This window comes from Bartonella vinsonii subsp. berkhoffii ATCC 51672, from assembly GCF_902825225.1.
GTDB classification, from domain to species: Bacteria; Pseudomonadota; Alphaproteobacteria; order Rhizobiales; family Rhizobiaceae; genus Bartonella; species Bartonella berkhoffii.
The window spans coordinates 19,112-35,428 of the sequence record NZ_CADEAK010000004.1 but is presented as its reverse complement, the minus strand read 5'-3'; the positions used below and the strand labels follow the sequence as shown (position 1 = coordinate 35,428).

Below are 16,317 nucleotides of genomic sequence, written 5' to 3'. Positions count from 1 at the left end.
CTTTTCTCTCCAATTATATTTCCCTACTTTTTTATTAAGAAAATTAAAAAAACAATAATTGAAATTAAAATCAGCCATGTTGGTAAATAAGTGTCTGTAAAATCTTGTATGAATCCAAATAATAGTGGAGCAGTAATAATTACGATTTGAATTATAAACATTGCTAAACCAAGAGAAAAGCCAACGCTTTCTTTCGGCGAAGAGTCTACAGTATAAGCAACCCAAGGGCCATACCATCCCATTCCCCAAAAACCTAACCAAGCAGATAAAATAGTTAAATAAATTATGGATCCACTCATGCCCAAAATTAATATTAAAAATCCAAAAACGACTGCAATCATGCAAAACAAGACAGGAAAAAATCGTCCTTTTCTACAATGATCACTCCACGCTGCTAAAATAATTCTTCCTAAGGCACCAGAAGCCTGTGAAACCAAAAACAAATAAGTACTTTTATCTAAAGACAAGTGATAGATTCTATAAAAATAAATCGTTATAAAAATAGTTAAAACATATTGAACTATCACAAGTGAAACGCTTGAAAAAATAATATTCTTCATATGCGGCGCAGCCAACATCGCAAGACGAGATCTTACATTTGCATAGAATGAAACTTTTGCCTTGCTTTCTGGAACGATAGCTCCAACTTTTGCTGGTGAGTGATAAAAAATAATAAATATACATCCACCTAAAAAAGAAACTATGGCACCGACTAAAAACGCACCTTGTATGCCATAGACAAGTGCACTAGCAGGAATAACTATGCCAGCTAATGCCCCACCTAATGGTAGTCCCGCCTGCCTTATTCCCATTGCAAATCCACGCTGTGATTGTGGAAACCATGAAGAAACAGATTTAGCGCCACCGGGTTGAGCAGAACTATAAAATCCCCCTACAATGAGCAAACAAACCAAAAGGGAAATATAATTATCTGCGATTTCTCCCAACAAAAGAGCGACAGAAACGCCGACCGCACCAACTCCAACAATATAGCGCTCGTTAAACTTGTCTAGTAATTTGCCAGCTATAAATAACCCAATAATAGGTAAGAACTGCGCTGCTGAAGACAGCAAACCTATCTGAGAGTTACTAAGCGATAGATCCTTCTTAAAAAATTCAGCTAAAGGACCAATCCCTTGAACAAAGAAGCAGGCTGATGCTTGAGCGATAGTGGCAACAAGCAATACAACCCATCTATAATAATTTTTTTCTATAAATTTATGATTGCTCACTATGCTCCCCTCCAATTAAAGTGTATTCCAATGAAGTAGACTTTTTTAAATAATAATTGCAATAATAAATCAGGTATTTTATGCTGATTACATAAAGATCTGTCCATAGGATTGGTATTAATATGAAAGCTAAGCAATAGCTTCATTTAAGGAAATAAGCTATTATATGTAGTGCAAATTTGATACGCTAGCGATATAAGATAAATTTTACAAACACTGGCTCAGCCTGCATGAGGCGCTCTTCATAAAAGACGCTATATTTTGGCAAGTTTTTTCAATATAATTCTCAAAGCTTTTTCCAGTTACATAGCCCAGATGTGATGTGCAAAGAACTCTATCTGATTACAATAATTTGCTTTCATATACTGGCTCGCTGTCATAAATATCCAGCGCAAAGTAAGTTGAATTTTCCAAACTTAGTATTTTTTCTGTCGCCCCTTTTTCAACCAAAGCTGAACGCACTATGTTGACAAAAATAGCATGAGGTTTCATGCTCAATAGATCATCTCATTGAATGATTTCTCTGGTTTTATCACTTAAACGTAAATGTACGGATATAATATCAGGACGTGTAAAAAATTTATCTTTTGAATGCGTAAATGATAACCACAATTTTTTGCTTCTCGCGTTGAACACTCGCTTTCATAAACAAAACTGGATATACCAAAAGCTTGAGCATATTGAGCAACCATTTTACCAATACGCTCAAACTGGAATGTTCCAAGAATAGCCCTTTTCATTTGGTTGCCAAATGTTGTGTGCTATCGTCCTTTTTTCATAACAGGCACAGATTTACAGAGTTTTCTACGCGCAGATATCATTAAAAGCCACGCCAAATTCAGCAGCAGAAGTTGGATCTCCACCACCGTCTAATATTTCAATTCCTAAGCCTTTACAAGCTTCTCTATCAATATGTTGTGAACCTATAGGGCCTGTTTTTGGCAGATTAATTTTAAATTTGACAGTTTCAGGAGAAGATTTCTATTAACTATAGTCCGCTCTCTGATTAAGATTAAGAATATCTATCTCTTTGAGCTTATCTTCTAAATCACATTCTTTAGCTAAATTATTTATAATCAGCACTTCATGCAATTTCATTAATTTTGTGATAGACTGTAATGTAAGGGGGCTTTTTGATAGTCATCTGGAATTAATATTTTCAATTTAAACCTCCCGTTTCATTCATTAATATTTGAGCTCATTATTTCATTTCTAAAACAACCAAACAAACAATCTCATCGCTGATATTTTGACATAATGCCAAGCCTATTAACAAATTATACCCCTTGATTTCATTGTTATTTCTAGCAATAAGAAGAACATTAATCAGTTAGTTTTTATAAACTTTAAAACATTGCAAAAAAAAGAAAAAGTTTGACTCAGTAGATGGAGAATTACGCTTTTCTCATATTCTAGAGGACGAACCTGAAGTGCTACGCTGAACTGAAACTATGTCCCAGTTTTCTTATAATAGACTACCAAGAAGGCCATACTTACGAACCAGATTTTATTGTCGAAACAGAAAAAGCTACATATTTGTGCGAGATAAAGCGTGCTTCATATAAGCGTGATGTCTCTCTTTATTCATTGAGATATAACTTATTTGTAGCATGAAGAGTAAATTTATTAAATTTATGATAAGAGGGTGATAGGAGCTTTATAGGTGTATTATCATAGGATGAAGTGGTTTTGTTGAGAACTATTTTTATTTCTGCCAAAAGGTTTTTGATATATTTAATTATTATTTCGTAATAGTGGATGTCCTTTATTTTTATGTGCAAGAAAGCTGATTGATTGTGTAAAATAGTATTCATAAAATTACATGAGTCTTATCCTTTTAGGGACATTTTTTCGAGCGAGGGTTTTGCAATTGTAATGCTCTTTTTCTCATTTTAAACTTTGGTTAGAAAAAGCGGATATAGGTGTTATTTTAAATTTAAGATATGCATATTCCATTGTTGGTGTTACTGTTGTAGAAAATGATATTTTATTTGATAAGTATAAGGTATTACCAAGAAGATCGACGTATAGATAAAATTTAGATTGTTACAATATCTTGAAAAAGCAATGGGTAAATAATTGATAATTGTGTTACGAAAGTTGTTAGATGGGCGTGTGTCAGCAATTCTTAATAAAAAGTTTTTCTTGATAGTCGTTTTTTCAAGACTCTTGCTCTTTTTATGCGAATCTTATTTTGATAAACTATGCAATTTTCACCGGAACAGGATAATGCACTGAAGGCTGTTGCTGAGTGGTTGAAGGAAGGGCGTTCTCCACTTTTTCGCCTTTTTGGCTATGCTGGGACGGGTAAGACGACGCTTGCGCGCTATTTTGCAGAGACAGTTGATGGATCTGTTCAATTTGCTGCTTTCACCGGTAAAGCGGCGCAGGTTTTGCGTTCTAAAGGTGCGAGTAATGCTTGTACCATTCATTCACTGATTTATTGTCCACGTGGAGAAGAAGAAGTTTCCGATGAAGTAACAGGAAAAAAGTTTATTGCACCAACATTTGCCTTAAATCGAAGAAGTTTGGCCGCGCAAGCTAAGCTTATTATTGTTGATGAATGTTCGATGGTAGACGAACAATTAGCGCGTGATTTAATGAGTTTTCGGACGCCAATCCTTGTGCTGGGTGATCCAGGTCAATTGCCTCCTATATCAGGGGGTGGTTTTTTTTCCAATGCTGCACCAGATTTTCTTCTCTCTGAAATTCATCGACAAGCGCGTGATAATCCAATTGTTCGTTTAGCTATGGATGTGCGTGAAGGACGCGACATTGTTTATGGTGATTATGGAGCGGCGCGCGTTATTCCACGTAAAGAGGTGGATCAGAAATTGGTTTTAGATGCTGATCAGGTGCTGGTAGGGGTGAATCGAACACGGCATCTTTATAATAGGCGTTTGCGTACTTTGAAGGAGTTTACAGCAGATTATCCACAAGCGGGAGATAAGCTTGTGTGTTTGCGCAATGATCCTCCTAAAGGTTTGTTAAATGGCTCTTTATGGAAAGTGATGACTTCACAGAAGGAAACTGTTAAACCAGCTATTAATCTTCTCATTAAACCAGAAGAAAGCGAGCGTGGGGTGACTAAGATTAAGCTTTTAAAAGCAGTGTTTGAGAACCCTGATCATGAGATTTCATGGCAATTGAAAAAAAGATACGATGATTTTGATTATGGATATGCATTGACTGTCCATAAAGCACAAGGATCTCAATGGGATAATGTGGTTTTGTTTGATGAAAGTTTTGCATTTCGTGATATGTATGCACGCTGGCTTTATACAGGTATTACAAGGGCAGCAGAGCGTTTAACAATTGTTCGATAGGAAAACTATCTTTATTTTCTATGATTATATTGGCAAATGTATTTTTTGTCTTTAAAACTACATACGAAAATGGGAGCGTGCATGGCAATAAAACTTTCGGTTAATCTTAATGCTGTTGCCGTTTTGCGCAATCGGCGTAATCTTCCTTGGCCAGATATAAAGCATATTGGGCATATCGCACTTGCCGCTGGTGCTGCGGGTTTGACAGTTCATCCGCGCCCAGATGAGCGACATATTCGTTTTTCTGATTTGCCAGATATACACTGTTTAATTAAAAACACATTTCCTACAACTGAATTTAATATTGAAGGTTATCCAAGCGATACATTTTTAGATATAGCAGAAAATTACGCTGATCAGATTACTCTTGTTCCTGATGATCCAGCTCAGTTAACGTCTGATCATGGTTGGAACTTTGCGTGTCATGCAGAATTTTTAGTACCTATTATTCAGCGTTTGAAAGTAAAAAAAATTCGTGTCTCGTTATTTGCGGACCCTGTTGTTGATGATCTTGATATTGCTAAAGCGATTGGTGCTGATCGTGTGGAATTTTATACTGGGCCTTATGGAGGGGCGTTTCAGGATAAAACAAAACAAGATCAAGAGCTCAATAAACTTGTTTTAGCAGCTAGAAGGGCTAGAGAATTGCAGTTAGGTGTTCATGCAGGGCATGATCTGACAGTTACAAATCTTCCCGCTCTTATCAATCGTATTCCTTGGCTTGATGAAGTTTCTATTGGTCATGGGCTTATTGCTGATGCGTTAGAGTATGGAATGCATAACACGATTCAGCGTTTCATTCGGCTTTTGGTATGACTCTTTTTCCTCTCTATAATTGGGAGGATACACTTTTAAAAAGCTTTGTTCATTTATCTCTCAAAAATTTTGCATCTCTTTGTTGAGAGAGGAGTATGTATTATGATGGCGATAGAAATGCTACATTCAATTTAAAACTTAAAACAACGAACATACTTATTAGCCTGTGGAGGGAAAGGCTGTGAACAAGTTTTTTAGCGTTGATGAAAGCTGCTTTTAAAAGCGATAAATTTCATGAGGAATATAAGATTTATACAAGTTTGCGTGAATCTTTTCAGGAAAAAAATTTAGCTTTGTGGTGGAAGAGGGGTGATCAAGATAATTATGGTGGGAAGGCATATCTTTATAGTTTTCAAGCAGCGATTACTGGGAGGTTTAAAAAAAGAGGAATATTTTATAGGATTGTATTGGATCAAATTTTATGGAAGTTTTGCTGTGTTTTTCAATTGTAAATTCATTCAATTAAAATATGAGATATCATGGGTGCTGTTGAAATTGGGTTTTCGCGTTCCAGTATAAAAATGATAATTTTCTTGCTATCTATTTTGATTTGCATCATGTAAGAATTTGCATGGTGTATCTAATTTTAAGGATACAATGTTTCATTATACAGTAGCAAATAAAATATCAGTAGATGTATTTCTTTTCAAAAATATTGTTTTTTAAGAGTATAAGTTGAATTTTATTTGGGATCCGGATATGTTTTTTGAAGGTTGGGGGAATGTCGTTTTCTGTATGAAAGCTATAAATTAAAAAAGATTATTCAATTGCTTTGTTATTAATAATATGTGAAGCACTTAAGATAATTTTTTACTTAATTTATGCAAAAAATAACCAAAAATTCAGTTTAAATAGAGAGAAAAGGAAGTGTTTTTATGCGTGTTTATTATGATCGTGATGCAAAGATTGATTTGATTAAAGGAAAAAAAGTGGCCATTGTTGGTTATGGTTCACAAGGGCATGCCCATGCTTTAAATCTAAAGGATTCTGGTGTTCAAAATGTGAAAATTGCTTTGCGTGCAGGGTCGAAAACAGCCAAAAAGGCTATGGTGGATGGTTTTGAGGTTGTGAGTGTTGCTGAAGCAGCAAAATGGGCAGACCTTATTATGATGGCAACGCCAGATGAATTGCAAGCTGATATTTATAAAGAGCATATTCATGATCATTTACGTGATGGTGCTGTTATTGCTTTTGCGCATGGTTTGAGTATTCATTTTGGCTTAATTGAACCTAAAGAAACAGTTGATGTTGTGATGATTGCTCCTAAAGGTCCAGGTCATACGGTACGCAATGAATATCAACGTGGTCGTGGTGTTCCTTGCTTAGTTGCAATTGCACAAGATGCTTCAGGGTATGCCCATGATGTAGCATTGTCTTATGCGTGCGGTCTTGGTGGTGGACGTGCTGGAGTGATTGAAACAACGTTTAAAGAAGAGTGCGAAACTGATCTTTTTGGTGAACAAGCTGTTCTTTGTGGTGGTCTTGTTGAACTTATTCGAGCCGGTTATGAAACACTAACGGATGCAGGTTATGCGCCCGAGATGGCTTATTTTGAGTGTTTACATGAGGTTAAATTGATCGTGGATCTTATTTATGAGGGGGGTATTGCAAATATGAATTATTCGATTTCCAATACCGCTGAATGGGGCGAATATATGTCTGGACCACGTGTGATTACGGATGAAACGAAAGCCGAAATGAAATGTATTTTGAAAGATATTCAGACGGGCAAATTCACATCGAATTGGATCCGAGAATATAAAGCTGGAGCAGCTCATTTTAAAGGGATGCGGCGTTTGAATGATAATCATCCTATCGAAGAAGTTGGTAAAAAACTTCGCTCTATGATGCCTTGGATAAAATCTAACGCTTTGGTTGACAAAGAGCATAATTGAAGTTCAATATCAGACACTCTGTAAAAAGCTTTTATGCTTTATATATGGATATCAAAAAGGGTAACTTTAGTTACCCTTTTATGTTTTTTATATATAGATTTTATTGATTTTCTTTAACTGATTTTTTTCTTACAAACATAAAATACATTATACTTAAGAAAATAAACCACACTAGACTATATTGTAGAGCTATGAAGGTATCGGTTTCTAATGTCAATAAATAGAGCATAAAAGCAAAGAAAACTAAAATAATCCCGCACATGATAACGCCTCCTGGCATTTTGTAGACAGATTCAGCATGCAGGTGGGGGTGATTGCGACGATATACAATATAACTAATTAAAATTACAGACCATACAAATAAAAATACAATAGCTGAAATACTCGTTACGATTGTAAAAGCACTTATGATGCTTGGAGAGAGCGATGTAATTGCATATCCTAATAAAATACATAAGCAAGAAAAGAATAGAGCATTTGCTGGAACATGATATTTGGAAAGTTTCCCTAAAAGGCGAGGAGCACCTTTTTGTGTTGCAAGTCCATATATCATACGGCTGGTAGAAAAAATGCCACTATTTGCTGAAGAGGCCGCCGAGGTGAGAACGACAAAATTTACTAAACCAGCAGCTATTGGAATGCCAGCAAGCCAAAACATTGAGACAAAGGGGCTTTTATCTGGAACAACTTGGTCCCACGGTGTAACGGACATAATCACAGCCAAAGAAAAGATATAAAAGAATACAATACGAATCGGTATCGCATTAATTGCTTTGGGAAGAACTTTTTTAGGTTTTTTCACTTCCGCTGCAGTTGTTCCAGCAATTTCTATACCAACAAAAGAAAAAATGGCAATTTGAAATCCAGCAAAAAAACCTGACATCCCTCGAGGAAAAATATCTCCATTGTTCCATACGTGATTGAGAGAGGCAACAGTACCATTTGGAGAGGTAAAACCCGTCGTGATCATGTAAAACCCAACAATGATTAATGCTAAAATTGCTACAACCTTGATAAGACCAAACCAGAATTCAAGTTCACCGAACAATTTTACGGCAAAGAGATTAAAGATGAGGAAAAAACCAATGCAAACAAAAACGGTAATCCATGGATTAAGTGTGGGCCACCAAAAGTGCATATAAGTGATAATCGCAATAATATCTGCGGCTCCAGTTACAACCCAACTCAACCAATAGCTCCAGCCAACAAAAAAGGCAATTCCTGGTCCTAGCATATCGGTTGAAAAATCAATGAGAGATCGGTATTGTGAATTAGAAAGTAACAATTCCCCCATAGCGCGCATTACAAAATATAAGGCACAGCCTATAATGGCATAAACCAGTATGATGGAAGGGCCTGCTACGCTGATTGTTTTTCCTGATCCCATGAAGAGACCTGTTCCAATAGCACCACCAAGGGCTATAAGTTGTACATGACGGTTATCTAATCCACGTTGCAATTTCTGCTGAGGATTATCTTCTAAATTTTGTGTATAGCTCATTTTTTAGGGGTTCCCTTTTAATTATTTAAGATTCTTACACTGAAAAAGGTGATATCTGGTATCGAAGCATGATATAAATGAGGAGTAAAGGGAAAAAACATTTTTTATGTTTTCATGTGGATAAAAGCATATGAAACCAACAAAGGTAGGCTATTTTACTCTAGAACAATGTGACAGATGCTTGCGGACAGAGTTTTAGTTATAGCTTAGATGACGGATAAATGGTTCATAAAAAGACTTCATATTGGCAGTCGTTTTAAACAGTTATAAGGGATTGTTTATGGGTTATGAGAATCCCATAAGTTAAGTGCTATAGTTGTTTTAGATGTCATAATGAAGAAATATTTTTTTCAGTTGAATAGAGTATAGAGTTATCATCTTGGTTTAAGAAAAAATGTAACTGTTGAATGATTTCCGCATCACTTTATTGGATATCATAAAGAGAAGGCCGTTGCTTTAGTTTGTACAAAGGAAGTAAGAAATCTATAGTTTTTTCATTATCAATCAGTATTGGAAACAGCTATGAGCAGCGGACTTTTTATAGATATATGAGTGATAATACTCTGCAATTTATAGCGCCTCTTGGTGGTAGGGAGGCAACTGGTGTAGCTAAAATTATTTCTCAAGAGACCATCCTTAAGTTTAATTATTAAAATTTGAAGAGTTCATTAGATTAATTTATTGTTGCGCTATACAGAAAAATAAGAAAGAACCGGTAGGGGTATAAGTTCTGACAAGGGGGATATTGCTGTTAGAGTGGTAGAAAAAAATTATGGGACGATTGATCTGCCAATTTTACAACTTATTATAGTAAAGATGAATTTATCCAAAAAAAAATGAAAAAAGAAAACAGAGATAAAACTGTTCTCGTTGCTATATTCATATATCCTTTTACGCGTTGCTTTTTAAAAATTGCATGAGCAAATGATATAAAAATGGTCATCAAAGTAAACCATACAAATATGTTGAAGGAATGTATTGTCACAAGTTCAAATCCTTTTTTAATGCCACTGCCTGAAGACAAGAATTTTGGGAAAGCAGCTATGTAGAATATTGATACTTTAGGGTTTAGTATTTGTGTCATAATACCGTCTATGTAACTGGTTAAAATCTTTACTTGACTTACAGAATGATTTTCATATCTTTGATATTATTTCTTTTGAATTTAAGCTGTTAATTCCAGATTTAAGAGATTTAATTCCCATGTATAATAAATAGTAGCCATCCATTAGTTTTACTAAAAAAGAGTGTTTTGTCGTTGAGAAGGATTGCTGATACACCTAGTATGGAAAATACCCCATGCACATATGTTGCTGTACAAAGTCCTGCAACGTTAGCAAATCCGTTCTTTTTTCCCAGTCTCGTTGCATTATCGATTATAAGGGCCATATTCGGCCCAGGTGATATGACCAAAAAAAATGAAACTATAAAAAAGGTCAGTATTTGATGATTCATTTTACCTTTATTTCTGAAATTAATTTATTTTCGATATATAATTCTATTCTATCAAACTGAGAAAGTTTACCTACTGCCTGTGGAGTGCCTGTATATATTATATCGCCATTCTCTAGCTGAATGTAGCTACTTAAAAATGATATTATTTTTCTAAAGCTAAATATTATATTTTCCGTATTGCCAAGTTGTCTGGTTTCTCCATTTAGCTTCATTTCAAAGGTTATTGGATCTTTTATTTTTTCCTTGTCTATGAAGTCAGAGACGTATGCGGCTCTTTTGAATCCTTTAGACAAAAGCCAAGGAAGCTTTTTGTTTTTCAGTTTTGTTTGCAAATCTCTCGCTGTGAGATCAAGACCTACTGCTATGGCATCATAGCATTCTTCAGCTTCCACCTCAGTAACTATAAAAGTGTCCTTTGAGATCCGTAGCAGAAATTTCAGTTTCGATATGTATTTCTTTAGAAAAATCGAGAAGATAAATTTCATTTCCTAAAACGAGTGAACTGTTCGGCTTGCTAAATATAAGGGATTCATCTTCAACAACATTGCCTAGTTCATGGGCATGTTCAACATAATTGCGTCCAACACAGTAAATATTATTAATCATAGGAAAACCCTTAAGTTTTTCATTTTCGTTTTGTATAGGAAAAATATAATTACGAAAACAACATCTTTTCTTATATCGATATGGAATCTTTCTGAAAAATACGTATTATGTGAGGTGTATTTCCAATCTTAATGATAGCCAGTTAGCGTGGTTTCTTACAAGCTGTATTGAGAGAGTGGTCACTTGGTGGCTCCACAGGTAAAACATCAAGGAACACTTGGAACTCAGGATTCTCCCTTAGAGATTTTTAAAGCAATCAAAACCATTTAGGATTTTATCCGGTGATGTGGCCATTAAAATACCGTTCGTCCTCATTTTTGAGGATTTTTGAATTAATCACTCCCATTGTTTTTTGTAGAGAGTAATGTCGTGATAGCATATCAGATTCTTTTAAAAGACAATGAAAAACTTCTAGAAGATGGAAAATACATTCCTTAATATTATTATTTAACAGCTCAAGAAGAGCTGTAGCTAAAAGCAGGCTCTGATGACATTACCATATGTTCTACAATGGCATTTTTATCTCGCCAGACGATATGGCGCGCTATAAGATATAGTTTGCTGATAATAAAAATGGTCCTCTATTATTTTACAGATTTTCCAAAAACTAAAACAGGAGAAGTAGAGTTTGGGATAGAAATTTATCAGAAATAGAGGGAAAGTGATTTTTGGTGACTGAGTTATTCGACAAAAGAGATACAAGATTTGTGTATCACTAGGGTAATTCTGGTATAAATATTGAGGCACATTCCCGTGGGTAACATGACGGTGGGCAGTTGTTTTCTGGATTAAAAAACATGGTATTCATGGGATAGCAGATAAAACAGAGCTTCGTTTTTATGGACCAGATTCTAATGCACAAACCGTGGAAAATACATTAAATGAGTTGAGTAAAGACAAGAAAAACTATATTAATTGGAAAATTCATAAGAATACAATATTTTTAGTGTAAATATTGATGAAAATTCTTATCTTTTCTATAAGATCCACTCTGATAGTAATATGAATACAGAGGAATGGAGAAATGTGGAAGGGGTCTTCCAGTGTCCATATTTGTTATGTATATGAGAGTGAGATCTGTAGAGCACGTATGGATTACTTCATCGTGTATCAATTTATTCAAATGATTCAGGAAGAAAAAATGAAAAAAATCTTCAAATTGTTATTCACTGGGATAGTTTTGTTCACTATGACTGGATGTGGTGCAGATCAGACTCCTCTGACAGCTGTAGATGTGTGGGAAAAACCTGGTGCAGATGAGCTTGAGATAAAAAAAGCATTACTAGAATGTGGAATGCCGACCCCTTCTGGTATTTCTTCAGAAAGTGACTTGAATATCTCAGAAAGTTATTCTGATATCCATGAAAAAATCAACGCGGATGCATCCATTGATGCTTGCTTGATACAAGCAGGTTTCCATCATAGATTGGGGGCAATGAAGTGGTGTGAGAAGTATAAAGATGCTAAACTTCCCATTTGTCAACCTGAAGCTGTCATTCCACAGCGAAGTGTAGAAAAACGTTTGAATAGTCCTTATTGTAAAAAAAATGCAGATCAGCCGGAATGCCAACCTTAGATTTTTTTGTTAGTTACAAAACAACAATCCCGATATTCTTGCTTTGTCTTGGAATGGCGGGATTGTTTTCTCATTCTACCATCAAAATACTGTGTTTCTTGTTTCCAAAGATTAAGTAGAAAAATATCAACAGGCTTTTGAACCATTTTATTATAAACACATCATAAACACATCTCTTCAAAAAAAATTATAAAATTATTTGAGTGCGATAGCTTTCTTAAATATGGTGGAATGTACTCATCAGTCTTCTCCATATAACATTGTGGGAAAAGCTTTAAGTGTTGATAAGTTCATCATTAAAAGCAGTTTTTAAATGTGGCTGGACATCACTCTAGCTTTTTTTGAAGATATGCGCTTACGTGTGCATGAACATGTTTTAGTTTATGAATGCATGAGTAAAGCAGGATTCCAGTATAAATTACAAAATTTAAAACGGCTTTATTCTAAGATATAAAGGCTTGGAGATTAAAATGAGCTATACAGATTGCGTATGGGCATTTTTTAGATTTTCACTTGCTAACAAAAAGACCTAACGAAGAAACGCGTGTTATTTTATCTTGTGCGTAGTTTTTATCATTATAAGCTTATGAAGGCTATTTTCCTGCTGATTTTTGTTATTGTTCATCAATATGAGTAACGATGACTTTTTTTATTCTAACTTTACATAAAATGCGAAACGTATTATACGTAATATACGTAGTGAGGTAAGTTGTAAATATTTTTTTTGCTTGCATTTTTGTTTTTGTTGAGAAGAAAGAAAGTTTGAAAAAGAATGATGATCAAAGTATCTAAAAATCGTTTATATTCATGTGTCTTTATAGGGACTATTTTTTCTTTTTTATCAAACATAGAAAATGTTGAGGCACGTTCTCCGTCTATCTCACTTTCGTGTAGTGAGAGCAAATTACCTTATAGATGTAGTGATGGTACAGAGCATATAATTGCTGATAAAACATATCAGTTTATGATCCCCTCTGAAAAAAAGGATGATAATTCTTTTCTATCCTCTGCTGCCATAGTTGCACAGCAACAAAATACGCTTATTCAGGCAATGTATGTGACAGTTGAAGCTACCAATGATATAGAAGATACCTATGGTGTGGTTGCCTCACAAAGTGGAAAGGTTGTTTTGAGCGATTCAACTTTAAAGGGTTTTTCTACAGGACTCAAGGCTGAGAGTGGAACGATTGAGATCAGTCGTGGATCGGTAGAGGTTACTCAACTAGGTGTTCACGCCGACAAACAAGGGGCTTCTGTTAGTTTAACGGATACAAAAATTAAAGTCGAAGGTCAGGATAGAGACCCAAAAGCTGCTCTTTTCAGTGGTGTTGATGCTAGTATTAAGATGTCGGGTGGAGCAATTGATGTGACAGATGTTGCTGCGGCTTATGTAGGAATAAGGGGGCGTGTAACTTTAGATGGTGTTACCATTACTTCAAAAGATAGTAAAATAAATGAAGAAGATAGCATTGCTTATGCAGTTTTCAATGTAAATCAGAACGGTTCTCTTTCTCTAAAGAATAGCAATGTTGTTGCTACCGATGTTCGTGGTTTGTGGATTGGATTAGATGTTAGCGCGCGGTCAAATGCTGGAGAGGAAGGGCCTCTTTTAGTTTCTCGGGTTAAGTTTGAGGATTCAAAAATTACTCTGACAGGTAACAAGCATGGTATGCATTTTGATATGGACAAAGGAGACAATGGCTACCAACAAGGAATTGTCTTTTTAAAAAAGACGACTTTTGAGGTTCCAGATGGTACGGCTATTCATAGTCATAAGAGTAGTGGTTATATTGGCGTCACAGAAGGTACAAGGATCTCTGGAGATTTATTGTTAACAGCTGAAAACGGATCTTCTATGGCGGTGTTGGTTGAATCTTCTTCACTGATAGGGGGGACCCGCGTTGCCGATGATTCTACTGCTGAGCTTTATTTGACAGGGGATTCAAAATGGTTGTTAACGAAGAGAAAAACGATAAATTTGCAGGACTCGGACCGTGTCATTTCCTCTCTTTCGTTTGTAAAACTTTCTGATAGTATTATTGCTTTCGAGACTCCAATAGCCGAAGAGTATCAGACACTTCGTATTGGAAATGGAGAGGAGGAAGCTTACAGTGCACAGGGAAATGCACATCTTTATCTTAATACATCTCTCAATAGTGATGGTTCACTCAATGATCAGAAGACTGACAGGCTTTTAATTCATGGTGATGTTTCTGGAAAAACGACAGTCCATGTGCAGTTTATTTTAGGAAATCAAGGGAAAGCAGCAGACAATAAAAATACGCACAGTATTTCATTGATTCAAGTTTCTGGAAAAGCAGAAGAGGATTCTTTTCAGCTCAGTAGCCCTTATATCACATGGGGAGGTTTACCTTACCAATACTATCTCCATGCGTATGGTCCAAGTTCTTCTCTTGGGAATGCACGTACTGCTCAAAGATTAGTTAAAGGTGATGCAGATTTTTGGGATTTTCGCCTCGAAGCGAAATACATTCAACCTCATTTTGCGTCAAAAGTAAGAGATGTTGTTCCGCAAGTTTCAACATATCTTCTCTTGCCGAATGCCTTATTTCATACTGGATTGATGGATATTAGCAACCAAAACAAGCGATTGAAGATTATGCGATCTTCTTCTAATGGGCTGTTAGAAAGTGATAAGGCTTTTGCTTTATCGGTTCGTGGTTATGGTGGAAGTTATCACTATATCTCGGATCTTTCTACGCTTGAATATGGCTATGGAGGTGATCTTGATTATCATACCATAGAAGCGGGTATTTCATTGAAACCAATTGAGCATACATATACTATAACGTCTTTTGGAATTATGGGGACTTATGGGAAAATGTCTTTGTGCCCTCGGGATGTTGAACAAAGTCAAAAAAGTCTCTTTCATAAATGGTTAATAACAGCGTATGGTAGCGTGGAACATGATGCTGGTTTTTATGTGGATGGACTTTTATCCTATGGTCTATTTAAAGGTGATGTTCTCACCTCTACAAGGGGCAAGACGGCAACATTAAAAGGAAATCCTCTGAATGTTTCTTTGTCTGCGGGTAAGACATTTATGGCAGGGTATAAAGATCTTGTTTTTGATCCGCAGGTTCAGCTTATTTATCAATATCTCCGGTTTGATAATATCCATGATGTTGATAACTTTGATATTGAGATAGGAAAATCTATTCAATGGATGATGCTTGTTGGTGGTCGTTTAACCAAAACACTTGCAACCTCTAAAGAGGATCGCAGCATTTCTTTCTATGGAAAGCTTCATTTTGCACATAGTTTTGAAAAAAAACAATTTGTGCATTTTAAAGATGCTTTTCAGTTGGGTGCTTTCGGTTCTTCTTTAGAAACGGGATTTGGTATTCATTCGCAACTCTCTTCAAAGATTACACTTCACAGTGATCTGATCTATCAGCATAAGCTTACAAAGGCTGGTTTTTCTGGAATTCGTTTTTCTGGTGGATTGCGCTATCGCTTTTAATCAATTCTTTGAAAAATCATAACTAAGATTATAGCGTATGGTATTTTTATTCTTCCGTAGAATCGTTAAGTATAAAATGCATAAAGTGTAGTAGAATAAGCGTTTGAAGTTCCTGACATAATGCCTAAGAATTATGCAACACAAAATGCAGAATCATCGGGGCTAACAGATAGTATAGAGGATTTCTGCATGACAAGATGTTGTGATAATCCTTGCATTGAGACGATTTATGAGAGGAATTTTATTCCTTACACAGATTATGCATGTAATATACAAGCGAATGTTTTTTTGATTGATTATAAAAGGGGAAAATGAAAGAATCCTACTATATTGAGGATTCTCATTTTAATATGCAAAACAATGATTATCTTTATCAGACAACGCATTGATATAGTGAGGTAGGATCGATAATCATCTGAAAAATAA

The 16,317-nt window shown here is 35.5% G+C and carries 10 protein-coding genes and 1 pseudogene; 5 read left to right on the top strand and 6 right to left on the bottom strand.

What is annotated here, in order from left to right; all coding sequences use genetic code 11:
- Positions 1-23: 23 nt before the first annotated feature.
- On the bottom strand, positions 24-1,232 hold the full coding sequence (locus J7R10_RS02990; protein ID WP_010705401.1) for an MFS transporter: 1,209 nt from the start codon (positions 1,230-1,232) through the stop codon (positions 24-26).
- 342 nt (positions 1,233-1,574) lie between these two features.
- A complete protein-coding gene (locus J7R10_RS09865) occupies positions 1,575-1,724 on the bottom strand; it encodes an NAD(P)-dependent oxidoreductase (protein ID WP_244427551.1) in 150 nt (49 codons plus the stop codon).
- A gap of 1,712 nt (positions 1,725-3,436) precedes the next feature.
- Here J7R10_RS09865 and J7R10_RS02980 point away from each other — a divergent pair.
- From J7R10_RS02980 to ilvC, 3 genes are all read left to right on the top strand, one after another.
- Positions 3,437-4,558 (top strand): ATP-dependent DNA helicase, encoded by a 1,122-nt coding sequence (locus tag J7R10_RS02980; protein ID WP_010705400.1) that lies wholly within the window; start codon positions 3,437-3,439, stop codon positions 4,556-4,558.
- A gap of 81 nt (positions 4,559-4,639) precedes the next feature.
- Positions 4,640-5,374 (top strand): pyridoxine 5'-phosphate synthase, encoded by a 735-nt coding sequence (locus tag J7R10_RS02975; RefSeq protein WP_010705399.1) that lies wholly within the window; start codon positions 4,640-4,642, stop codon positions 5,372-5,374.
- 875 nt (positions 5,375-6,249) lie between these two features.
- Positions 6,250-7,269, top strand: coding sequence for a ketol-acid reductoisomerase (ilvC, locus tag J7R10_RS02970; RefSeq protein ID WP_010705398.1), 1,020 nt, complete (start codon positions 6,250-6,252; stop codon positions 7,267-7,269).
- 100 nt (positions 7,270-7,369) lie between these two features.
- Here ilvC and J7R10_RS02965 read toward each other — a convergent pair whose 3' ends face one another.
- The 4 genes and pseudogenes from J7R10_RS02965 to J7R10_RS10270 form a co-directional block, all read right to left on the bottom strand.
- The gene (locus J7R10_RS02965; protein ID WP_208436378.1) at positions 7,370-8,770 is read right to left on the bottom strand and encodes an amino acid permease; all 1,401 of its coding nucleotides are present in this window, start codon (positions 8,768-8,770) and stop codon (positions 7,370-7,372) included.
- An 805-nt stretch (positions 8,771-9,575) separates the two neighbouring features.
- On the bottom strand, positions 9,576-9,854 hold the full coding sequence (locus J7R10_RS10225; protein ID WP_275039541.1) for a hypothetical protein: 279 nt from the start codon (positions 9,852-9,854) through the stop codon (positions 9,576-9,578).
- Between the two features lie 110 nt (positions 9,855-9,964).
- Positions 9,965-10,159: a hypothetical protein gene (locus J7R10_RS10220; RefSeq protein ID WP_275039540.1), complete on the bottom strand. Its 195-nt coding sequence runs from the start codon at positions 10,157-10,159 to the stop codon at positions 9,965-9,967.
- Between the two features lie 62 nt (positions 10,160-10,221).
- Positions 10,222-10,831, bottom strand: a pseudogene (locus tag J7R10_RS10270) (fumarylacetoacetate hydrolase family protein).
- 1,141 nt (positions 10,832-11,972) lie between these two features.
- On the opposite strand from J7R10_RS10270, the gene J7R10_RS02950 reads away from it, so the two are divergent.
- Positions 11,973-12,407 carry a hypothetical protein gene (locus J7R10_RS02950; RefSeq protein ID WP_010705396.1) on the top strand — a complete coding sequence of 145 codons (435 nt, stop codon included), beginning with the start codon at positions 11,973-11,975 and terminating at the stop codon, positions 12,405-12,407.
- Between the two features lie 775 nt (positions 12,408-13,182).
- Positions 13,183-15,891, top strand: a complete 2,709-nt coding sequence (locus J7R10_RS02945) for an autotransporter outer membrane beta-barrel domain-containing protein (protein WP_010705395.1) — start codon at positions 13,183-13,185, stop codon at positions 15,889-15,891.
- Positions 15,892-16,317 lie beyond the last annotated feature (426 nt).